The organism is Dolichospermum sp. UHCC 0406, assembly GCF_009712025.1.
In the GTDB taxonomy this organism is placed as follows: Bacteria; Cyanobacteriota; Cyanobacteriia; order Cyanobacteriales; family Nostocaceae; genus Dolichospermum; species Dolichospermum lemmermannii.
This window is the reverse complement of sequence record NZ_VILA01000032.1, coordinates 14,169-37,951: the sequence shown is the minus strand read 5'-3', so window position 1 is coordinate 37,951 and position 23,783 is coordinate 14,169. Positions and strand designations below refer to the sequence as shown.

Here is a 23,783-nt window from a genome sequence, read left to right as displayed (position 1 = left end):
GAAGCTTATTGACTAAATACAGCGGTTTCCGCTCTTATGAGGTACAAAGTTGAATCATGAAACTCTTGTAGTGCGGGCATCTTGCCCGCTAGATATGTACCTTATAACACCGGGAAGTGCTGTAACCTACAAATTCTTTACTTTATGGTGAGAAAAATGTCAAAGAGAACTCGCTGCATATCCTATTTGATGAAGATTGTTGTATTGTCCACTCCATTAGTATTCATGCAATCCTTGCCGAGTTGGGGACAATCTGCTCCTGCTGCACCTGAGATTGGGTTTGAAGTTGAGGGACAATCAGAACTTAATCAGATAGTTTTGCCTTTGTTTAAATATGTGGGTGAATGTCCTAGTGCTACAACTTATATAAGTGACACTAAAGCTTGGTTTACATCCTCAAGTGAACCACCAAAAAATGGCAGGAGAGTAATTATCAGAAACATTTCTCGGGGAATGTCTCCTGACAATTTCCCATACACTGATCGAGATTATAGTAAAGGGAGAGGCTCAGAGTCCACCAAAATAAGTATCGGGACTCGGCATAGTGGTAGTGCATTTGTTGTGAAGAGAGATGCCAATGAATTTGAATACGAGATTAGACAAGATAATTCAGTAGTTGAGAGGGGACAATTTTCTTCATTTGTCCGTGGAAGTTCTACTGTGTCAGAAATTCCTAGAGAACAAGTAGAGGTTGATAAAGGATACTGTGCAGAAAAAGGTAGCGGCTTTTTGGGTTTCTTATCTTGTAAAAATTGGGTAGAAAACAAAGTTAAAGAGTGTCCGAAAGACTAATATCTTATTGAACTAATTAGAGATTACGGAATCAACCTAAAACTTGCTTGTAGAGACGTTCCATGGAACGTCTCTATATTTTTGTGCCGATATGTCTAATAACTTATCTAGCCAGTTTAAGTTGTAAATTTAGCAATGGTAGGCAAAAGACAAGCAATTTTTTCATAAATTATTGAGGACTGCTATAATTTCCTCACTATAATGGGATTTAATTTTAGCTGCTTAATCAATGATCCCCGTATCGCTTTAGTATAGGTTGGTGTTAGCCATATTTCTCGCTACCCTATTAAATGAAATGACAACACAAAACTCTAAAACTCAGAACTGCTGTTGAATACAACGCCCATGAATCAACTGAACAATGGTTTTACAATATTTCTCAGTCTACTAGTGGAGGCGATGCCATTTTTACTGCTGGGTGTATTTTTATCCAGTCTATTACTATTATTTGTCGATGAAAGTAAATTGGTGGAGAAAATGCCCAGAAATCCCCTATTGGGGGCTTTATTTGGCAGTATGATCGGCTTTTTGTTTCCAGTTTGTGAGTGCGGTAATGTGCCTGTGGCCAGACGGCTATTGATGCAGGGAGTACCCACACCAGTAGCGATTGGCTTTTTATTAGCAGCGCCAACAATTAACCCCATTGTGATTTGGTCAACTTGGACTGCATTCCGCGATCAACCAGAAATAGTAGTGTTAAGAGTGGTATTTTCCCTAGCCATTGCCACTATTATTGGTTTTATCTTCAGCTTTCAACCGGATTTAGTTCCCTTTCTGCAACCATCAATCGCCCGTTATCTTAAATTTAACCCCCCAGCACCACCGAAAACAAACCGCAGGGGACGACAATCTCAAGTACAACCCCAAACTAATACACCGAGTTTATTGCAATCAGGAACATATATTCTTGGTGGCACAACGGGAGCGTCGAAACGCATAGATGATAGTTACAGTGAAGTCGCTGCAATTTCTAACTTCAGTAAACCCTTATCAGAGAAACTCCGCTCCCTATTAGATAATATTATCCAAGAACTCCGGGAATTGGGCGGAGTCATGGTATTAGGCAGTGCGATCGCCGCCGCTACCCAAGTTTTAGCCCCCCGTGACCTGATTATTAGTCTTGGGGCTGGGCCAATTAGCTCGATTTTAGCCATGCTAGTATTAGCAGCAGTTGTATCAATATGCTCCACAGTTGATGCCTTTTTTGCCCTGTCTTTTGCTTCCACCTTTACTAGCGGGTCATTGTTAGCATTTCTAGTCTTTGGACCGATGATTGATATTAAAGGTATTGGTTTAATGCTCTCAATTTTTAAGCCAAAAGCCTTGATATATCTGTTTTTATTAGCTGGACAATTGACACTTTTATTCACCCTATTTCTGAATCTGCACGTGATCTGAATCAAGATTGGGTCTCTTTTGAGCAAAATTTTCTTTTTTCCCCCTCAAATGTGGGGTGTGAGGTATGGGGTTTAAATCCTGGGAAGGTGGGAATATAGTAATTGGAGATTGAAAAAAAGGTAGTCGGTAATTTTCTAAAATAATTTCTGTTCCCCCTTCCCTCCTCCCTATTCCCTCTTACCTATTCCTTATGATACCTAAATAACTTTAATGCTAAATTCCCAAACTAAAGCCCCAAATAAACTCATCCCTTGGCTAGATGTATTAGCCATTACAGCTTGGGGTATTCTGATGTTGAAATATTGGCTAACGGGCAAACTCTACTTATTGATTCACCCGGATTTCTTTTGGTTAGTAGTTGTCGCCGGCATAGCCTTATTAATCATTGGTTTCTCTAAGGGATTGCAACTGTGGAAACACCGTCACATTCCCCAAATACCTAGTGCTGGGCATATTAATTTGTTTCCCCCTGGTTGGGGCAGTTTCCTGTTACTAACAACGGCAATTTTAGGATTAATGATTACACCTCGTGTCTTTGCGAGTCAAACAGCCCTAGATCGGGGTGTGACTGAATCAACAGGTGCTAGTCGCACTCAACCCCAGGCATTTCGGGCTACAGTTCGCCCAGAAGAGCGATCGCTTGTAGATTGGGTCCGCACATTGAATGTCTATCCCGAACCGGACGCATACACAGGGCAAAAGGCAAAAGTCCAGGGATTTGTGATTCATCAACCTAACGTCAGTGAAGAATATATATTTTTAGCCAGATTTGTTCTCAGTTGTTGTGCCGCAGACGCTTATCCCGTGGGATTACCAGTCCAAATATCTGGATCACGTCAACAGTACCCCCCTGATACATGGTTAGAAATAGAAGGACAAATGACAACACAAACTGTCGGAGAGAAACGCCAACTCACTATCAAAGCCAACTCCCTGAAAAAAATTCCCCAACCTCAAAATCCTTACAGTTATTAGTCAGTGGTCAGTTGTTAGTTGTTAGTTGTCAGTTGTTCCCTAATCTAAAATCCAAAATCTAAAATTGTTAGATGAACAAATCCTATAAACTTATTCAACCCTTAGACGGAATTGCGATCGCCGTCATGCTCCTACTGAGTGTGTTGATTGGGTTAATCATCTGGAAAGGTGATGTAGTCAAACCTATGGTTCGCACCTTTACCTGGGAAAATCAACAAATTGGCGCTGAGGATCTCTCCTTCTCCCTCACCTTTAGTCGGCCAATGGACTCCAAAAGCATCGAGGAGAATTTAAAAATAGATCCACCTCTAGCCGGTAAAACCAGTTGGGCTGGCAGAAGAATGGTGTACACACTCCTTACCCCAGCCCCCTACGGCACAAACTACCAAGTCAAACTAGAAAAAGGTCAAGATAAATATTCCCAAGCGGAAGGAAAAAACCGCGTCATGCAGCCCTTTACAGGTAGCTTTTCTACCCGCAATCGCGTCATCCTTTATATTGGCTCGGCACCAGAAGTCCAAGGGCAGTTGGTACTTTATAATTTAACCCAAGAACAAAAAAAAGTTCTTACCCCCAAAGACTTAATTGTGATGGATTTTGAACCATTCCCCAATGGTGAAAAAATCCTCTTCTCGGCTCGTTCTGCTAAAAATCCTGATTTACTTTCCGCCCAACTTTATACAGTCAGCACAGGTATTTCTAGTCAAATTGGGACAGAAATAGCCGCCGCAGGGAAAGTTGACCTAATTTTAGATAACAAAGAATATCAAAATCTCAAATTTGACCTTTCAGCCGATGGCAAAATTATTGTTATTCAAAGAGGTAAACGAGATAATCCCGGTGATTTTGCTCTCTGGTACTTATCAACCAGCAATGATAATTCCGCCGAAAAACCCACGCCAAAACGGTTACAAGGGCAGCCTGGTGGAGATTTTCTGATTACACCCGATAGCAAAGCCGTAGCAGTTTCCCAAGGACAGGGGACAGCAATTGTATCTTTAGACGGTGATAGCAACAAACCTCTCGATTTTCTGCCTCAATTTGGCTTAGTCCAAGCTTTCTCTAAGGACGGTTCCCAGGCAGCGATGGTCAAATTTAATACTGATTATACGCGAGATTTGTTTTTAGTCACCAACCAAGGTGTACAAAAACAATTATTAAAAACTACAGGCTCAATTCTTAGCTGTCAGTTTGATCCGGCTTCCCCTAGTCTTTACTGTTTAGTTACCCAACTTATTTCTAAAGAACAATACATAGAACAACCTTACTTGGTATCCATTGACTTGAAAACAGGCAAGCAAAAACCATTGTTAATCTTGCCTCCGGCTCAACGTAATGTGCAAACCAGTTTAGCACCTGACGGTTTAGGCTTCTTATTTGACCAAGTAGTTCCCATTGCCAATAACACCACACCATTACCCGCAAACACCTTAAAAACTGATGATGGTGAACCCATTGCTAGTAGTAGTCTCTGGTTAATGCCCATGCTACCTATAGCTGATAATACCAATATTGACATTAAACCAGAACAACTACCTCTCATGGGCTTTCATCCCCATTGGCTACCCTAATTAATTGACAATTGACAATTGACAATTGACAATTATTAATTATAAGGAGAATGCCGAAAACCCTTGAAGGCGTGTCCGACTCAGGAGGACACACCTGTGCTTCAGCCAAGGGATGAAGGCTAGTTGCAGGATTTATCCTGCACTGACATTTTGTATATATTGTATAATAAACGCAGGTCGAAACCAAATCAAGTTGATTGTTCAAGGTTAAATCAATGTTAGTCCTAGAATACAAAGTTAAAGGTAAACAAGATCAATACAACGCCATAGACGATGCAATTCGTACCACCCAATTCATTCGTAACAAAGCGATAAGATATTGGATGGATGCCCCGCAGGAACTCAAAATTGACAAGTTTGCTCTTAACAAGTATTCAACAGAACTACGCTCAGACTTTACCTTTGCTGCTGAATTAAACTCAATGGCAGTACAATCAGCCGCAGAAAGAGGATGGTCTGCTATATCAAGGTTTTACGACAATTGTAAATGTAAAAAGTCTGGAAAGAAAGGATATCCACGTTTTCAAAAAGATTGCCGTTCTGTTGAATATAAAACATCAGGATGGAAATTACACAAAACTAAGCGACGGATTACTTTTACTGATAAAAAAGGGATTGGTGAACTCAAATTATTAGGTAAATGGGATATTCAATCCTACGAACTTAAAGATATTAAACGAGTACGTTTAATCCGTCGTGCAGATGGATATTATGCTCAGTTTTGTATCGGCATTGATGTTGTAGATATTCAACCGAAAACAGGTAATGAAATCGGGTTGGATGTTGGTATTGAGTCGTTTTACACCGATTCTAATGGACATCATGAGCCTAACCTTCAGTTTTTGAGGAAAGCTGAAAAATCTATCAAACATTCTCAAAAACGGATTTACAAAAAAGTCAAAGGTTCTAGCGGTAGGAAAAAAGCTAGAAAACTTTACGCTAAAAAACACTTAAAAGGTAGGGGCGAAGCATTCGCTTATAAAAATTATGCGACCAACCGACAACTCAACAGCGCGAATGCTTCGCCCGTACGGCAACGGAATGAACACGCTAAAAGAATAGCGCGTAACGTATGCAAGTCTAACGACTTAGTGGCCTATGAAGATTTACGTGTTTCAAACATAGTAAAAAATCATTGTTTAGCAAAATCAATTAGTGATGCTAGTTGGTATTTGTTCCGACAATGGATTGAATATTTTGCGGTTAAATTTGACAAGATTGCTATAGCCGTAGCACCTCATTACACTTCTCAAAAGTGTTCTAGCTGTGGCGTAATTGTCAAAAAATCTCTATCAACTCGTACCCATAATTGTAGTTGTGGATCATATCTTCATAGAGATACAAACGCCGCAATTAACATTCTTAATCTTGCAAAAAATAGGGGAGGGCATCCCCAAATTAACGCTACAGGAGTTGAAGCCACTACTCTGCTTGGTGTAAACCTGGAAAAGCCAAGTTTTGACGGTGAATGTAGAATCCCCGTGTCTTTAGACCGGGGAGTGTCAATTGTGTAAATAACTGATAACGGCTACGTATTTGTGGATAATAATAATATGACCGTGACAAATTTACCTATTATAAAGCTAACGCCACGCTATCGGCCAACTATAGATTGTCAATGTGAAACCGTAGTTATGGAAAAATTGGAAGACAGTAACCAACAAGACTGGATTGCAGAACCTAATATTGATCAACAAGCACAGATCAACTTAGAATTTCAGCAATTACTCAAGTTAAATACAGAATTAACTACAGCTAATAATCATCTCTATGCTCAGGTAGAGCAGTTAAAAACCGAATTAGCTGAAGCCGAAAAGATTTTGCAATGGCACAAAACCCGGTCTACTGTGACGGAATCTATGTTTAACCAACAAAATCAAGAACTTTCCGCTGGTCAAGAACAAATTCATTCCCTGTATCAGCAGTTAGAAACTGCTGTCCAAACAGTTCAACAACAAGAAATTTGTATTGAAAATTATCAAGCTAATTTGCAAGTTAGCCAACAGCGGTTAGCGCATTTGGAAAGAGAATGTTCTCTTTTGCAAGCTAACTACAGTCAAGAGTCTCAACAGTTATTACACTCGGAAAATACTTGTCGTGAATTGCGGTCTCGGCTAATGCGTCAACAACGACAGACTATGCAATTTAAATCGGCTTTGGAAAAATGTCTAGATACTCCCATTCCTAGCCATGAAAATTTAGAAGATCATATCCATCATCCCCATGATGTGATTCACAAACAAACGCGATTCTCCAGAAAAGCCCGGTCTTTGTTTCCCAATGCTCAACCTATTCGACCTTGGACAGGGGAGACAGATTCTGTGAATGAGTCTGTAAATAATTCCTGGGTTAAGCCGACAGCAACAACTTCGGAAAATTATCCCCATCATCCAGAACCAGTAATCTCTCAGCCTACACAAGTTGATGAATCAACAACTCCATCAACAACTGAAGATGATTCTGGAGTATTATCCCTAGACCAGCAATTAGAAGGGATAATTCATCGGTTTTTTATTACACCATCATCTGAAGCAACGGAGGAGGGGACCCAGGCAAAAGTAAATATTCATCAAGGTGATATATCTGTTTTAGAAACTTTAGTATCTACTTCGGAAAATTATGCACAACCAGAAATAATAATTAAACAGGATTTGCCGATAGAAATTGATCCTTATGGTACTACTGAAAATTCTGGAAAGGAAGATTTTTCACTATCACTAATAGAGGAATTTCCAATCATTTCCACCGCTCTTAGCCATCAGATCAATACTGTGGAAATGGAAGATTATTGGTTGGATATTTCCCCGACAACGGAATCAAATTTACCCACTAATGATGTTTTGCCAAAGTTATTGGATGAAAATACATCTGACCATAAATCGCCTTCACCATTGATTTATCCCCAACGACCACCCAAGGGACGCAAATCTTTAGCATCTGTAGAACTACCGAATTTTCAACCTAAGCACAAGTAGATGATTAAGACTTTATTTCTGGTCACGCATTTTATAAAATTGTTAATAGGCTGAAATAAATATCAAAATGATATTGTTGACTCTTGGCAGGCTAGAAGCCCACCCCACAATAAGTATAATATTATTGTGGGCTGGGCATCCTGCCTGCCCGTATTATGTTTAATTGTAACTATCAAACTCGTTTTGGCTGGGGTTATTTGTTGAATATTTGAACCGCATAAATCTTAATCACTAAAGGTTGATTGATTTAATGTTTCCATCAAAATTTCTCCAGCCCCGAAGTTATCATAAGGCGTTGCTAGGTGATATGTTTTGAAGGGTTCTAGTGGAGAAATATTTTCAGATGAATCTAAATCTTCTGCAAGAATGCGAATTAATTTGAGTTTTTCTGGTGCTGAGAGTTGTTGAATTGATGGGAGTAAATCGGTTAGTGTCATATTTTTCTCTTGATATATCTGAGGGATAGAGTCAAAATTACTTTATTCTATTTTATCTCAAAGCGATTTCTAGGTTGTGGTTTGTGATCACTCATTTTATCATGGTGGGATTAAAAAAATCTACAACTGTTTCTGTAGATTTACCTTCTCGCGGAATCAATAGACATCTCCGAAAATGAATGTAGAGACGTTCTATAGAACGTCTCTACAAGGGTTTCAAACCACGCACATTTAATTACCGGAGATGCCTAATGCAGAAAACGCCACAATATTCAGTCATATTGATACTAAGGGTGCGGAAGGTGGGTTCTAAATCAAACCTTTTATCCGAGGATTATTCAAAAACTCCTGACTATCTTTTATCAACTTATCACCCCAACCATTTTCTTTCAGAAACTCAATTTTTCCATAACGTTTATCTAATTTTAAAGCCGTTTCTGCCGATTTCAAACCGGCTTCTTGATCACCTTTTCCATACAACGCTACACCTAAAGCTAGATGTGCTTCTGCAACATTGCTATTGATTTTTATCGCAGTTCGCCAATTCTTAATTGCTGTTTCTACTTCTCCCATTTCGTAGTGAACTATGCCTAAATTCGTGTATGCTTCAGGATATTCAGGTTTGAGTTTAATGGCTTGATTCCAATCATTTATTGCTTGTTTGTAGTCTTTTAAGAAATAGTGAGCAATACCCCGAACATAGTAGGCTTCGGTAAAGTCGGATTTTAATTTAATGGCTTGAGTGTAATCATTAATTGCTTGTTTGTAGTCTTTCAATTGAAAGTAAGCATCACCCCTAGCACTATAGTATGTTGCATTTTTAGGGTCAATTTTAATGACTTGATTCCAATCATTAATTGCTTGTTTGTAGTCTTTTAATTGAAAGTAAGCAAAACCCCTACCACCATAGTATGTTGCATTTTTAGGATCAAGTTGAATGGCTTGAGTATAATCAGCTATGGCTTGTTTGTAGTCTTTTAATTGTAAATAAGCAAGACCCCTAAAATCATAGTATATTGCCTTTTTATGGTCAATTTTAATGGCTTGAGTGTAATCATCAATCGCCTGTTTGTATTCTTTCAGGAAAGAGTAAATACCACCACGAATAGCATAATACTCGGCATTTTGAGGGTTAAGTTGAATGGCTTGAGTGTAATCATTAATCGCCAGTTTGTATTCTTTTAATGTCACGTAAGCACCACCTCTATCTGCGTAAGTCGTAGACATTATGGTAGTGTAAGAGATAAGGATGTCTTTATTATCTTTAAATTCAGAGTATCTGAAACCTCCTACAGTGTATGGTGCATTTTTAGGGTCACGACGAATAGTTTCTGTTAAATCAGATATAGCTTGTTTATAGTCTTTTAATTTTGAGTAAAGACCACCCCGCAAGGAGTAGTAGATTGCATCTTTAGGGTCAAGTTGAATGGCTTGAGTTAAATCAGCTATGGCTTGTTTATAGTCTTTTAATATTGAGTAAACACTACCCCGCAAGGAGTAGGATCTTGCATCTTTAGGGTCAAGTTGAATGGCTTGAGTGTAATCATCAATCGCTTGTTTGTAGTCTTTTAATTGAAAGTAAGCAAAACCCCTCACTAAATAGTATGTTGCATCTTTACGGTCAAGTTGAATGGCTTGAGTATAATCAGCTATGGCTTGTTTGTATTCTTTCAATCCTCTGTAAGCACTACCCCTGCTATAGTAGTAGAAAGCATCCTTAGGGTCAAGTTGAATGGCTTGAGTTGAATCAGCTATGCTTTGTTTGTATTCTTCTAATTGTCCGTAATACAAACCCCTTAGATTGTAATAGCCAGCGTCTTTAGGGTCAAGTTGAATGAACTGAGTAAAATCAGCTATGCCTTGTCGATATTTTTTTAACTCTCCATAGGACAAACCACGCCCAGAATAAGCCGATTTAAACAGAGGATCAATTTTAATAGCTTGATTATAAGCCTCAATTGCTTCAGGAAACCGCTTTAAGTAACGAAGCGTTAAACCTCGCAGGTAGTAAAGAGCAAATTGATTAGGACTTAGAGCAATGGCTTTGTCAAAAGATGTCAAGGCTTCGGAATATTTATCTAATCTAAACAGCACTCTACCCCGCTGTTTCCAAGCTTGAGCAAAGTTGGGATTAATTTCCAAAGCTTTATCAAAAGCAGCAATTGATTCTGGGTATTTTTTCTCACTACGAAATATCATCCCCTTGAAATACCAAGCTTGATAAAAATCCGGTTTTTTCGCAATCGCTTTATCAACAGCTTTGATTGCTTCTGCATATTTTTGAGAACGCCATAGTTGATTGGCATAATTTAGCCATGATATTTCATCATCGCTATTTTTAGGAACTTGATTCAATGGTAATAAATATTCACTAATTACATCCTCTTCCGATTTTTTTAGTGTAGCTGGTGCAGTAGTTTCGACTTTTAAATCTGAATCTATTCCTACCTGTTGAACCAAATTTAAAAATGTCCTAATGGGAATACCAGAACTACTACCTAAATTGATTTCACCATCAAAATCGAGTGATGTTTCACCTTCCACTCTGCCATGAATACCAATTAATCTTCCTTGGGTATCTAAAACCGCACCGCCACTCATTCCTCCCTTAGTAATATTACTATAAAGTAGATCATAACCATCACTTAAAACAGTTTGTATTCGCACAGGTATCAGAGAACTTTGATTATTAAAACTTAGATAAGTAGTCAACTTGATTAATTCTTGTTCACTCAAAACTCCCGCTGTTAAAATCCGGTGAGGTTTGTTTTTATTTTGTTGTTTATTACCAGGAAAACCAGAAACAAACACTTTTTGATCTTTAGTATTTAAACTATAATTTGCTAAAGTTGCAACTTGATATTTTTGATTACTGGTAAATTGAACAACGGCTAAATCAACTCCAGGCATTCTTTTCGCATTGCTGACATTTAGAGCATATCTTTGATTATCTGGTGCGACTATTTCTAACTTATCTTTTAATTTTTTTTCATCACGATTCCAGATAACATGATCCGCAGTCAACACATAATAAATATTACCTTTCTGGGCAATAATTACCCCAGAACCGATATCTGTGGGGTTAGCATTAGGAATTAACACCGTAATTTCTTGGGCAATTTGGTCAATATTTTGGATTAAACCTTTTTTCGCTATCAAACCAGAATCATCAACCTTTTTAGGAGATTTAGCAATAACTTCATTGACTACTTTAGCAACACTATAAATCGGTAAACCCCAACTATATTGACGCATTTGCTGACGTTCGGCTGCACTGGGTTTACTATTGTCAATATAAGTATATATTTTATCAGAAATAGGATAGGCATGAACGGCATTAATACCAATAACTTCACCTTGATAATTTAATATGGGTCCGCCACTCATTCCTGGTTGAACTTTATTGCTGTAACCTATGCGATAACCTCTTTGAAAACTCTTATCTGGTAATAGAGAAATTTGTCCTTCTGTGAAAACCAATTTAGCACTATCATTGACAAATCCAGCCGCGACAATTTTTTGTTCTACTGCTATAGGTGCAGAAATTCCTAAAGTAGCTATAGTATATTCTACTGTTGATTGAAACTGGAATAAAGCTGCATCTTGATTTTTTAAAGATGGGGGTTTTTCTTTAATCACAGTAGCAGGATATATTTTTCCATCTGGTGTTTGAATGCGATAAGATGCACCTGGATTCATCACATGATCATTAGTTAAAATAGTGTAATTATTACCATTTTTGGCAATTAAAGTTCCTGAAGCACTGCCATTTTTAGTTAATATTTTCACCGTGATTGATTTGGCTAAAGCTTGTAATTGTGCTGAGGTTAATAGTTTTTTTGTAGGTTCTTGTGCGGTAACTGGTTGAGGAGAAATCAATAACAATTGCTGAGGAATAGTTAATAAAGCAGTTGTGCAGATGAGGGTAAAAAATAGGTGTTTCATGATCTTTTTTTGTTTGAGTAAATTAGGGGATGAATATAAGTAGGTTGGGTTGAGGAACGAAACCCAACACTTCTTGACCACTTCTTTAAGTAGGTTGGGTTGAGGAACGAAACCCAACACTTCTTGACAAATTCCTTAAATTAGTTGGGTTTCACTTCGTTCTACCCAATCTACAATTTTTGAGAATCTGGTGCTTCAATGCGATAAGATTCACCTGGATTGATTACATGATCATTAGTTAAATAAGTAGGTTGGGTTGAGGAACGAAACCTAACACTTCTTGACAACTTCTTTAAATTAGTTGGGTTTCACTTCGTTCTACCCAATCTACAATTTTTGAGAATCTGGTGCTTGAATGCGATAAGATTCACCTGGATTGATTACATGATCATTAGTTAAATAAGTAGGTTGGGTTGAGGAACGAAACCCAACACTTCTTGACAACTTCTTTAAATTAGTTGGGTTTCACTTCGTTCTACCCAACCTACAATTTTTGAGGATCTTCTTTATTGCATTTTATTCGCTGGTGGTGTATTCAGAAATTGGCGAATATCAATGTAATATTTCTCTTCTCCAGAACTTTGTTGAATAGGTCCTGTAGTAGCAGTACCAAACCAGAGTTTGTTTAAGTGTCTGAGAACATTCTGAGACTTGTCTTGAGGTCGTAATGTAAATAATACAGTATCACAACCACCATCACCATCTATTGAACTCACAGAACAAATTACTTTATTACCGTTTTGAAAAGCATTGGTAACGTAATTAAGACTGCCATTATTAAAAGCTGTTTGGAAGTTCTGAGAAACTATTTTACAACGTTGTTGTGGTTTAACTCCTCCTAAAACAGATGTCCAAGTCACCATTGCTTTTTGGAAATTTGGTGTCCAAAGAAAAGTAGTAGGAACAGACTTTCCATTTTCGGAGTAACGACTTGTAGAACAGATAAAGCGAATTTGATTATTAGCGTCTTCTTGAGCAAAAACAGGAGTAGATGCTAATGTGGTGGTTAAGAACAGTGTGGTTAATAATGTTAATTTCATCATTTCTTAAATCTCCTAATTTGGGAAAGGGACATTTAATTTCTGTGGGGTGGGCATCCTGCCTGTTCAGATAGACAAACTAGCTAGAAGCCTATACCAATCTAAATTCTCAACAGACTATTAGCGCCGTAAACGGGAAATATTTCCCTGACGAATTGCCGTTAAGAAAGGTTGTATTTTATTTACCAGGATGGCAATACTAATACCACTATTGCTGCCATTTCTATCAAGTTGAATAGCAGTATTTACGCCAATAACTTGGGCTTGGGAATTGAGAAGTGGACCACCAGAATTACCGGGATTAATTCTAGCATCATGTTTAATTATACCATCTTGCTCGTCAATATTGCTCAAAACACCGGCAGTAAAATTATTTAGATTGCCATAGCCAAAGGGACTACCAATAGCATATACAGACTGTCCCACTTGGGCTGATTTTGCTAAAGATAATGTGGGTAAGTTCTTCTGGTTACGAATTTTAATGGCTGCTAAATCTATTCCATTTTTAGCAAAGCCAATCACGTTAGCAGGAAGTCGTTTCCCGTCTTCTAAAACTACAGTAACGGTTGCGGGTGCATCTTGCAAAACGTGAGCATTAGTAATAATTAACCCGTCAGAACTAACAATAAAGCCACTGCCGCTTGATTTACCTGTGTTGATATAAACTACGGCTGGACTGGCTTTTTGATTCACTCGAATGCGTGTTTGTTCTTCCGAGTTTTGGGCTATGACAGGGTTGGAATGATGATTTGGTTGGGGAAATGCCAAGCCATTTGGTGATGCTAGAGCCTGTACGGATAAAACAGCAAGCCCTGTAACTGCTATCAGATATGGTTTTCTGTTCATTGGTGAACTTGGTATAGACTAAGGTAGCTATGACATTGTATTTAGAAGATTATCCAGGATAAATGACAAAATTCAACTGTTGTTACCATTTTTGTAACAGCCTCTTTGATGATGATTGAGAATTGATTATAACAAAACCCTTGCGGGACAAGGGTTCTGAACAATTATCTCTATATTTTCAATGAAATGCCCACACAATAAGAGGTTGTTTGAAAAGTATTAGATGAAACCAACAATCTCCGAAACCTAACCCCCCTTCCCCCCTTCCCTACAAGGGAATGGGGGTTTCAAAGCCTCTCCCCGCGTCGGGGAGAGGTTTGGAGAGGGGTTTATTGATACATTAAAAACTTTTCAAACATCCTCTAAGAGGTTGTTTGAAAAGTTTTAGGTTGTGATTTTAGGCACTTACAGATCCCCCCTAACCCCCCTTAGCAAGGGGGGAACTAGAGTCAAAGTCCCCCTTTTTAAGGGGGATTTAGGGGGATCTGAAAATATTTGATACACCATGAGGGACTTTTCAAACATCCTCTAAGGCCGCCATTGATTTTGAACCAGGTTTTCCATAAAAAGAACCGAATAACCGCATATTTTAGAAAATTAAATATTACAGCGGTTTCCGCTCTTATGAGGTACAAAGTTGAATCATGAAACTCTTGTAGTGCGGGCATCTTGCCCGCTGGATATGTACCTCATAACACCGGAAAGTGCTGTATCTTTAATTAATATTTTCGCTCTTTTGGTGCAAACATTGTGATTGTCACGGGACGATATTGAATGTCAATTCCTGTGGGTGAATAATAAGCCATTGTGTGTTGTAAAAACTTATTATCGTCCCTTTCGGCAAAGTCTTCTCTAAAGTGTGCGCCGCGACTTTCTTGACGGTTGAGGGCAGAAGTTAAAATTGTTTGTCCAACTACCATTAAACTTTGCAATTCTAAGGCTTCAACTAATTCTGTATTCCAGCTTTTTCCTTTGTCATCTAAATATATTTGTGAATATTTTTGTTGTAGTTGGGCGATTTTTTCCAATCCCTGACGCATGACTTCGTCGGTGCGGAAAACGCCACAATTTTCAGTCATATTATCTTGAAAAGCTTGACGGATTTGATTAATTCTGTACTGTCCTGGTTGGTCTATTAAGAGTTGTATTTGTTGTTTGGCTTCGTTGATGTAGCGTGTTTCATCTATGGATGGTAATTGCCGATTTTGGACATAATTAGCGATCGCTGCTCCAGTCCTTTTACCATAAACTACACATTCTAATAAGGAGTTACTACCGAGACGATTTGCACCGTGAACCGACACGCAAGCAGTTTCCCCAGCCGCAAAAAAGCCTTCGACAAAACTATCATTATTACTTCTAACTTGTCCGTCAGTGTTGACAGGAATACCACCCATACAATAATGATTGGTAGGACGCACGGGCATCGGTTGAGTGACAGCATCTACACCAAGCAAACGATGGGCTTCTTCCCAGCAAAAGGGAACACGACTCATGATTTTTTCCTTACCTAAATGGCGTAAATCCAGATAGACAAAGGGACCACCCGCGCTACCATCAGTATTTACACCACGACCAGCCCGGATTTCATAGGTAATTGCCCGTGAGGTAATATCACGAGGGGCTAATTCCATGCGACTGGGGGCATAATTGGACATAAAGCGATCGCCATCGGCATTAATTAAATATGCCCCTTCACCGCGCACAGCCTCGGAAATCAGCACGCCCACAGGATACAAACCGGTAGGATGAAATTGGACAAACTCCATATCTGCCAAAGGCAAACCAGCCAAAGCGGTCATTGCCAAACCGTCACCAGTGGAAGCATAATCATTAGAAGTCGTGTTATAAACGCGACCATAGCCCCCGGTGGCAAACATCACAGCCTTTGCTCGTAATACCTCAATATGTCCATCCAAGAGGTGAAACATCACCACACCCTTAGCCTGACCATCCTCCAAAATCAGGCGCATTACATACCATTCTTCGTAAATTTGCACACCATAACGGCGCAAATTATTCACCAACTCATGTAAAATTGCATGACCGGTTTTATCAGCCGCATAACAAGTGCGGTTGTGAGAATGACCACCAAAAGCCCGTTGAGCAATGCGACCATCAGGTAAACGAGAAAATAACACCCCCAGATGTTCTAAATCAATCACCACATCTGGGGCCTCTTGGGTCAAAATTGCGACTGCATCTTGATCTGCTAAATAATCAGAACCCTTAACAGTATCAAAAGCGTGTGCTTCCCAAGAATCGGTATCATCCACATTTTTTAAAGATGCCGCCATTCCACCTTGAGCAGCCACAGAATGAGAGCGAATCGGGTGAGTTTTGGCAACTACCGCTACCTTTAAACTAGGGTCAGTCCTGGCGATTTCCAGCGCAGCCCGACATCCAGCTAAACCGCCACCAACAATAATTACATCATGTTCGAGCATTATTAACCACCAATTATAAAAAAATTCCCCATCTACAAGACAGGGTAATAGAGAAATTGATAAAATTCCTTTTAGCTAGTTGCTTGGACTGGGTTTTGTTGGGGAATATTATTTGAGATTGATTCTGTCTTTGTTTTTGGCTCTACAGCATTGAGTTCAATATTATTTAATAAAGTCGTCACAAAGGCAAAAAGTAAAAAAGGTAGAGATAAGAGAACAACAAGACCTACTGTAGCTAAAGCGTATACTGGTCTTTTTGCACCCATCAGTGCTAAAGCTGAAGCCAAGCTAATGGTAATCGTAATTAACCAAATAATAATTTGACCGTAAATATCACCAAAAGTTAAGGTACAGACAAAGCGATAGTTTTGAATATTATTTTTGTTCATTTTAAAACTGGCCTCAATTTTGTCCTATAGCTTCTACCTTAAATCTATGTTTGCCTCAAAAACAATTTCTCAATATTTTTCCAAGGTTTGTAATATTACTTTACAAAAAACTAATTTTTCAGTCACATCTTCTGCAAAATTGTCAATCTATATATTTGATCAAATTTGCAGGATAATTGATTTACGCCTCTAAATACCTGTGTTTTTATCTTACTTTTTAAAGATGCAGAGTAGTACACAACAGCGTAAATCAACCACCCATCATCTCAATCAGCAATCTACAAAATAGCAAAAAAGCTAGATTAATTAGCTGCTTGACTAAGACATACTTTCATCATTCCTCATGGGAAACGAACAGCAATTAACATTATCTAAACAGACTTTACCCCATTCTAAAGCCCAACGCACCAAAGCCACACGGTTATCAGTTTTTGTCTTGGTGAGAATATTACTGATGTGGTTATCAACTGTCCGTTTACTAATTTCCAGTTTGACCGCAATTTCTTGGTTAGTTAAGCCTGTGGCCACTAAGTCGATGATTTGCAGTTCTCTGTCTGACAGACTAACACGGGTCCCAGGCTCACTAGTAGCCATGACTTACTATTTCTCCCTTAGTATATGTACTCAAATCTTATTCCTCATTCTAGAAGATTCTTTCCGAGGTAGATAGTTTTAAATGTTACTAATAATACTAATATCAAGATTTTCTTTTAATTTTAGGTTTGTAGTCACAGATGCTACAGATCAAAGGTATTCATTTTAACTTTACACGTAACTTATCTGCGTTTATCTGCGTTTATCTGCGTTTATCTGCGTTAAATAATTCTGGAAACCTGATGATCTGGAGCTTCATTTTCAATTAGTGTCAAACTAAATTTAGATCATGCCCCATCGAAAATCAAAAATGCAATGAGTAATCCCTCTATTTTATGTCTTGGTGAAGTCTTGTTTGATTGTTTAGCTGATCAATTGGGACTTGAGTTAGATGCAGTGAAATCATGGACTCCCTACCCCGGAGGAGCGCCTGCTAATGTGGCTTGTGCTTTGGTGAAGTTGGGGACATCAGCCGGATTTATTGGTGCTGTGGGTGAGGATGAAGCAGGGAATACACTGGTAAAATTATTAGAAGATGTTGGTGTAGATATAATGGGTGTACAACGTCATTCTACAGCACCAACTAGACAAGTATACGTGGTTAGAGATTTGGGGGGCGATCGCACTTTTGCAGGTTTTGGTAAATATGATACTTCCGAATTTGCTGATACCCGTCTAGAATCTGCAAAATTGCCACCCGCGCTTTTTAATGAAGCTGATTTTTTGGTAGTGGGAACTTTAGAACTAGCCTATCCTGACAGTGAAAAAGCTGTTTTGCGGGCTTTAGACTTAGCAGAACAATATGACCTAAAAATTATTCTCGATGTCAATTGGCGACCAGTATTTTGGCAAGATGAAAATACAGCTAAGAGCAAAATTCTGGCATTATTAAAGCGATTTGATTTTCTCAAACTAACCAAAGAGGAAGCTCATTGGCTATTTGATACCACTGATCCAGGAGCAATTACTTATAGACTCAATTCCTTGGAAGGGGTTTTAGTCACAGATGGTGAAAATGGTTGTGCCTATTGTTTAGGGGAAAATGAAGGTAAAATCCCGGCGTTTTCCATGTCTGTAGTAGATACCACTGGTGCAGGAGATAGTTTCTTGGCTGGGTTTATTCATCAATTACAACAAGTTGGGATTCACAGCCTTAAAGACGGAGATACAGCAAACAGGATTGTCACCTATGCCAGTGCTGTGGGAGCATTAACTACTATTAAACCAGGTGCGATCGCATCCCAACCCACTGCGGCGGAAGTTGAGGCTTTTCTTGCTTCCCATAGACTTTAAATAGTAGCACATTCAACGGGAATATCAGCTAAAATTGCTTGATATTCCCGGTTGGAAACCGGACGAGAATCATCATCCCATCAACTAAAAAAGTTATAACAATCTAGATTATAAATTATTGCAAAGTTATCTCAAAAAACATTGTGTTTAATATAGATATATGAAGAATATGAGTAAATAGATAATAACAGCATTAGAATGCAGATATCGCCAATTAAAAGACTGAAAAAAAAGGGCTTAATATTATGGCTATCTCCAAAATGTTTATTGATATGGCTCAGTTTATTTCTGAAGCCTTCATGCGGATTTTCACCCCTGCTAATGATGCCTATCCTGTGACTGGGGTACAGCCTTTTACAGGTAGTATATATAAAAAAGGTAAAGCAGCTTGGTAAGTATTGACTTGAGAAAAGTCATACCATTTCTTTGGGTGGCATTCCCAAGGTTTTAACAAGGAACTGGCAAATAACGAGTTCTAGATTTGGTGAATAAAAAGATCCCCGACTTCTTGAAGAAGTCGGGGATCTGAATCCTATGAGGTGCTTTTAACCGCCTATTTCTTGCAACATTGTTTGTATTCTGGCAGCGCCTTCTGGATCATTCCCCCGCTGATATAAATCTAATGCTTTCCTGAGAACTTTATTTGCTTGTGGAGTTTGCCGTTTTTGTTTGAACATAGAACCGATTAACTCATAGGTGCGGGGATTATTTTTATCTAAATTAACTGCTTGTTCATAAGCCCACAGGGCTGATTGATAATCACCTAAGCTAGTTTGAGCAACTCCTAATCCTAAATAGGCGTTGACATTATTGCGATTTAACTGGATAGCCCGACGGTAAGCTTCTTTTGCACCTTTGTTATCTCTCGTACTGCTTTTAAGATAACCCACAGCATAGTAAAAATCACTATTATTAGGATTAATGGCAATAGCTCGACGATAAGCATCTAAGGCTGAGGTAAAATTGCCTTGTTGAGTATATAAGTAGCCAATACCAGCATGAATTCTCTCATTTTTGGGATCTAATTTTGCTGCTTGTTGATAAACAGCGATCGCTCCATTATAATCTTTAGAATCTACCAGCCTTTTCCCCTCATCTATCAAGTTTTTTAACTCTGGATTATTCGCCTGTGTCACTAAGACATCAGCTTTCGCTACTACAGGTGTACTAATAAATAAACATCCTAATAATAAAGTAGTTAACAGAAGTGATGTTTTTTTGTACATAGTAAATTTTCCTAAATTCTCTTAAACCGTTTTTATTCCTACATTAAAACAAAAATATTAATCTTTGTAATCTGTATTTATTCACATTTATACAATATTAATAATTTCTTGAATCACTTGATACCTTCGGAATTATAGCAATAAATTAATCTTTTCGCCAATCGGTACTGATAAATTACACAAAATTACAGGTATAATGAAGTATGAACGGATATTTCTCCCTAAATTTGGCCATAATTACCTATTTTACCTAAATTTATGCTTTTAACTACTACTGATGTTATTCAAGGTGCTGTAATTCAATCATACTTAGGTATTGTTACAGCCGAAGTTGTCTATGGTAGCAACTTCCTGCGGGATTTTTTAGCGAGTATTCGAGATATTGTCGGTGGCCGCACTGGCAGCTATGAGCGTCTCTTTGAAGAGGGACAACGGAAAGCAATGGAAGAATTAGAACAAAGAGCGCAACGTTTAGGCGCAGATGCGGTTGTCGGTATTGCCGTTGATACAGGCACAATTAATGTTGATCAATCTGGTGTTTTATTAGTCATTACAGCCACAGGAACAGCCGTAAAAATTCGTTAATATTTTCCTGATTTTGTAATTTTCAAACAATCACTCATTCAGCCAATTTATAACTAAAGAAATAGCAAATAACTCTTGCTATTGATAGAGATTGAGAATTATAATTAGCGATTTAATTTTAAACATGGGGATAAAAAAGACGTAAGCAGAAAAGAATTCAAAACCGGGGATTTTTTTCTGTAAAGATATCCAATCTGTAAGTAACTTTGCTGTAATAGCAAGAGAGAAAAATAGCTATGGCATACATAAATCGGGTAGGCGAGGAAATTAATTCTTCCGAGTCTTTGTTAGCTGGTAGAGTAACTGAATATCGGGACAGAGTGCGCTGGGGTCCAATAGTTTCCGGTGTGTTAGTGGCTTTAGCAACTCAATTAGTCTTGAGTTCATTTTTTAGCGCCCTTGGTGCGGGGAGAATTGCTGATTCTTTAAACCCAAGAACAATTGCCCCTACTATTATTAGTAATGTCGGAATTTGGTCAACAATTGCTTTATTACTATCTCTATTTATCGGTGCTTGGATAACGACTCGTGCTTGTGGACCAATGCACAGAGATACAGCCATACTCAACGGGGCAATTCTCTGGGCAACAACTCTAGCACTTAGCTCTTTTCTCTTAGCAAATGGAGTCTGGGGGGCTTTTGGTGTAGTGGCTTATAATACAGCACAAGTTATTAATCAACTACAGCAACAAGGAAATGTTATAGCACCAAATGTACCGATCTTAACTGCTGAACAAACTCGTGATGTTGCTGCTGCAACTTCGAGAACTTTGTGGTTTTATGTTTTTGGTTCTTTATTAGGTTTACTTACTTCTTTATTGGGAGCAGTTGCAGGGGCGCGAACTCCTCGAATTAATAATTACAATTCTTGATTTAAAAATCACAATTTCGGTAAAATTTGTGTAAATTCCCCTTGATTGAGAGTTGCAAAATACATTTCAATTTCAATATCAGAATAGCGACTGCGAATTGATGAATACGCTTGATTTAAATAATCTGTATGTACTTGCAACTCTCGTTCTGGATCTTTACTTAAATTAGGATCAATCATCATTGCATAAGCCCCACAATCTTGATGATCAATAATAATAACTTTGTTGATATGATGGAGTTTGTAGGAGATATCTAACTGATCCCAAAATGCTTCAGCATCAGATGGGTGGGGGAATCCTGTTAAAGCTAATGAAGCACCTGCTAAAGCTGTTAAATCATACTTATCAGTTAAATTTTTATTCCTTAAAAAAGACTGTTCTGCTGTTAAAAACCGAAAGTCAATACAACTGAGAACTAACGCTTTTGTTTGATGAACTTCGGCCTTAGCTGATTGCGCTGATTGCAGGACAGTAAAGGCTATTACTCCCGGAAGGAAAGATCTCAGAAAATGACGACGACTAGAACAACAAAGACACTGATTGATATTTTTATTCATATTTGATTAGTCATTTAATTCCAGCAATTCTTTTGATTTTAAATCAGTTGCGCCCGGTTGCAAACATCCGACAATCTGGGGAGAAATAGAACAAATAGCATCTGTGGTTGTTTCAAAACAATTTGATAAACCAATAGTTTCTAATAATCCTGAACGTTCTAGCAGTTGTTTAACTTCCGGTTGTAAACCTGTGAGAATTAAACGGCAATTATGGCGTTCTAAGTCGTGGTAAATATCCTCTAACGCTACTAACCCAGTGGTATCCATATTTGGCACAAACCGCAACCGCAGAATTAAGTATTTTACCTCTGGTTCATCTCGAATAAAGGTAGCAAATCTCTCCGCAGCCCCAAAAAATACCGGACCATCTACTCGATAAACAGCAATTTCTTTCCCTAATTCTAGCGAAGTTCCGGGGGGGAATACTTCGGTTTCGGGAATCTTGACTAAACTCAAATCACTCATGCGTTTGATGAACAAAGCGCCGGCAGCAATTAATCCTACCTCGACAGCGAGAACTAAGTCAAACAAGATTGTTACCAACCAAGTCAGAATCATCACCGCAAAGTCAGAATAGGTAGCCCGCATTAATAAACCAATGGCTTCCCATTCAATCATTCGCACACTAACTACCATCAGGATTCCCGCTAATGCCGCTAGGGGAATCTGTGCCGCTAGGGGTGCTAAAGTTAGCACAATCATGGCTAATGCAGCGCCGTGAATTACTCCAGATAGTCGGGTTTTTCCACCAGAACGAACATTAACAGCAGTTCGCGCAATTGCCCCCGTGGCAGGAATACCAGCAAAAAATGGGACAATGATATTTGCTAACCCTTGACCAATTAATTCGCGATCGCTATTATGTTTCTCACTGACCGTCATCCCATCAGCCACCACCGCTGATAATAAAGATTCAATACTTCCCAATGCGGCTAAAGCCAAAGCTGGATTAATTAGTTCTCGAATGACACTAAAATCATTCCAATGGGGAATCCCTTGGGGCATGGGTAAAGATTGGGGAATTGCCCCAATTGTGGGAATATTCAGATGGAAATAAGTAGCTATTCCCGTCGCTAACACCAACCCCACTAAAGAACCGGGTATAGTATTATTAATCTTCGGCCACAAAACTGTAGTGACAATTACCACAATTGCCAGTCCCACTGCTGCCCAATTTAAAGCTTCTACATGAGTTAAACTTTGCCAAACTCCCGGCAAAAAATGTTCACTTCGGGGTAGTTTTAAACCAAAGAAATTATTTAATTGACCACAAAAAATAATAACAGCAATCCCATTAGTAAAACCTGCTGTCACTGGGTAGGGAATAAACTTCACTAGCTGTCCGAGTTTGGCCACACCCAAAGCAATTTGGATTATACCAGCCATGACCCCAGCAATCCAAACTTTCTCAATCCCGTATTTAGCAACAATTCCCACCAAAACCACGGCCATTGCCCCCGTTGGTCCGGTAATCTGGACTGGAGAACCGCCAAAAATGGCCGCCACAATTCCCGCCACAATAGCAGTATAGAGTCCCGCTTTTGGTTCGACTCCACTGGCTACAGCAAAAGCTAAAGCCAAAGGTAATGCTACTACTGCTGCTGTTAATCCTCCCGTCAAATCGCCACGGAAACTACTCAACCAACGACCTAAACGGGAAAGTTTTGATTCTTGCAGGGTATCAGAGATTGCCATATTATTATTTTCAACTCTTATACAGAATTAGTTGATACACGCAGTAATAGTTATTTACTTGTTAGTAAGGTTTAATTTTGCTCTCTAAAACATCGCTGTCTACCAAACACGCGATTTCTTATGGTATTTATTACAAGATAGTTCTT

The 23,783-nt window shown here is 38.7% G+C and carries 20 protein-coding genes; 10 read left to right on the top strand and 10 right to left on the bottom strand.

Annotated elements, in window-relative coordinates:
• Window positions 1-189 precede the first annotated feature (189 nt).
• From FJR09_RS23340 to FJR09_RS23315, 6 genes are all read left to right on the top strand, one after another.
• Window positions 190-792: a hypothetical protein gene (locus FJR09_RS23340; protein ID WP_051155195.1), complete on the top strand. Its 603-nt coding sequence runs from the start codon at window positions 190-192 to the stop codon at window positions 790-792.
• 345 nt (window positions 793-1,137) lie between these two features.
• Entirely contained in the window at window positions 1,138-2,190 is a 1,053-nt protein-coding gene (locus FJR09_RS23335; RefSeq protein ID WP_015080940.1) for a permease, read from the top strand.
• Window positions 2,191-2,400: 210 nt separating this feature from the next.
• Window positions 2,401-3,165: a TIGR03943 family protein gene (locus FJR09_RS23330; RefSeq protein ID WP_015080939.1), complete on the top strand. Its 765-nt coding sequence runs from the start codon at window positions 2,401-2,403 to the stop codon at window positions 3,163-3,165.
• A gap of 71 nt (window positions 3,166-3,236) precedes the next feature.
• Complete coding sequence (locus FJR09_RS23325; RefSeq protein ID WP_015080938.1) at window positions 3,237-4,736, top strand: Ig-like domain-containing protein; 1,500 nt, start codon at window positions 3,237-3,239, stop codon at window positions 4,734-4,736.
• 215 nt (window positions 4,737-4,951) lie between these two features.
• Complete coding sequence (locus tag FJR09_RS23320; protein WP_015080937.1) at window positions 4,952-6,250, top strand: RNA-guided endonuclease TnpB family protein; 1,299 nt, start codon at window positions 4,952-4,954, stop codon at window positions 6,248-6,250.
• 39 nt (window positions 6,251-6,289) lie between these two features.
• Window positions 6,290-7,711 carry a hypothetical protein gene (locus FJR09_RS23315; RefSeq protein WP_168654203.1) on the top strand — a complete coding sequence of 474 codons (1,422 nt, stop codon included), beginning with the start codon at window positions 6,290-6,292 and terminating at the stop codon, window positions 7,709-7,711.
• A gap of 224 nt (window positions 7,712-7,935) precedes the next feature.
• Here FJR09_RS23315 and FJR09_RS23310 read toward each other — a convergent pair whose 3' ends face one another.
• The 7 genes from FJR09_RS23310 to FJR09_RS23280 all read right to left on the bottom strand — a co-directional run bounded on the left by FJR09_RS23310 (window position 7,936) and on the right by FJR09_RS23280 (window position 17,409).
• Window positions 7,936-8,148, bottom strand: a complete 213-nt coding sequence (locus FJR09_RS23310) for a hypothetical protein (protein WP_168653623.1) — start codon at window positions 8,146-8,148, stop codon at window positions 7,936-7,938.
• A gap of 309 nt (window positions 8,149-8,457) precedes the next feature.
• Window positions 8,458-12,093: a serine protease gene (locus tag FJR09_RS23305; protein WP_168653622.1), complete on the bottom strand. Its 3,636-nt coding sequence runs from the start codon at window positions 12,091-12,093 to the stop codon at window positions 8,458-8,460.
• A 506-nt stretch (window positions 12,094-12,599) separates the two neighbouring features.
• The gene (locus FJR09_RS23300) at window positions 12,600-13,136 is read right to left on the bottom strand and encodes a COP23 domain-containing protein (RefSeq protein WP_168653621.1); all 537 of its coding nucleotides are present in this window, start codon (window positions 13,134-13,136) and stop codon (window positions 12,600-12,602) included.
• A gap of 117 nt (window positions 13,137-13,253) precedes the next feature.
• Complete coding sequence (locus FJR09_RS23295; protein ID WP_168653620.1) at window positions 13,254-13,979, bottom strand: S1C family serine protease; 726 nt, start codon at window positions 13,977-13,979, stop codon at window positions 13,254-13,256.
• 719 nt (window positions 13,980-14,698) lie between these two features.
• Window positions 14,699-16,426 carry a succinate dehydrogenase/fumarate reductase flavoprotein subunit gene (locus tag FJR09_RS23290; RefSeq protein WP_015080933.1) on the bottom strand — a complete coding sequence of 576 codons (1,728 nt, stop codon included), beginning with the start codon at window positions 16,424-16,426 and terminating at the stop codon, window positions 14,699-14,701.
• 71 nt (window positions 16,427-16,497) lie between these two features.
• Entirely contained in the window at window positions 16,498-16,815 is a 318-nt protein-coding gene (locus tag FJR09_RS23285) for a hypothetical protein (RefSeq protein ID WP_015080932.1), read from the bottom strand.
• Window positions 16,816-17,133: 318 nt separating this feature from the next.
• A complete protein-coding gene (locus FJR09_RS23280) occupies window positions 17,134-17,409 on the bottom strand; it encodes a LuxR C-terminal-related transcriptional regulator (protein ID WP_168654202.1) in 276 nt (91 codons plus the stop codon).
• Between the two features lie 315 nt (window positions 17,410-17,724).
• Here FJR09_RS23280 and FJR09_RS23275 point away from each other — a divergent pair, with 315 nt between their 5' ends.
• Together FJR09_RS23275 and FJR09_RS23270 are read left to right on the top strand one after the other, a co-directional pair.
• A complete protein-coding gene (locus tag FJR09_RS23275) occupies window positions 17,725-18,702 on the top strand; it encodes a carbohydrate kinase (protein ID WP_168654201.1) in 978 nt (325 codons plus the stop codon).
• Between the two features lie 245 nt (window positions 18,703-18,947).
• Window positions 18,948-19,097, top strand: coding sequence for a nicotinate phosphoribosyltransferase (locus tag FJR09_RS23270; protein ID WP_168654200.1), 150 nt, complete (start codon window positions 18,948-18,950; stop codon window positions 19,095-19,097).
• A gap of 150 nt (window positions 19,098-19,247) precedes the next feature.
• Here the strand turns inward: FJR09_RS23270 and FJR09_RS23265 are convergent, their stop codons facing one another.
• Window positions 19,248-19,928 (bottom strand): tetratricopeptide repeat protein, encoded by a 681-nt coding sequence (locus FJR09_RS23265; protein WP_015080928.1) that lies wholly within the window; start codon window positions 19,926-19,928, stop codon window positions 19,248-19,250.
• Between the two features lie 258 nt (window positions 19,929-20,186).
• Here FJR09_RS23265 and FJR09_RS23260 point away from each other — a divergent pair, with 258 nt between their 5' ends.
• Window positions 20,187-20,513 (top strand): YbjQ family protein, encoded by a 327-nt coding sequence (locus FJR09_RS23260; protein WP_027402424.1) that lies wholly within the window; start codon window positions 20,187-20,189, stop codon window positions 20,511-20,513.
• Between the two features lie 236 nt (window positions 20,514-20,749).
• Window positions 20,750-21,385 (top strand): hypothetical protein, encoded by a 636-nt coding sequence (locus FJR09_RS23255; RefSeq protein WP_015080926.1) that lies wholly within the window; start codon window positions 20,750-20,752, stop codon window positions 21,383-21,385.
• A gap of 8 nt (window positions 21,386-21,393) precedes the next feature.
• Here FJR09_RS23255 and FJR09_RS23250 read toward each other — a convergent pair whose 3' ends face one another.
• Together FJR09_RS23250 and FJR09_RS23245 are read right to left on the bottom strand one after the other, a co-directional pair.
• A complete protein-coding gene (locus FJR09_RS23250) occupies window positions 21,394-21,942 on the bottom strand; it encodes a carbonic anhydrase (protein WP_168651102.1) in 549 nt (182 codons plus the stop codon).
• A gap of 6 nt (window positions 21,943-21,948) precedes the next feature.
• Entirely contained in the window at window positions 21,949-23,637 is a 1,689-nt protein-coding gene (locus FJR09_RS23245) for a SulP family inorganic anion transporter (RefSeq protein WP_168632146.1), read from the bottom strand.
• Window positions 23,638-23,783 lie beyond the last annotated feature (146 nt).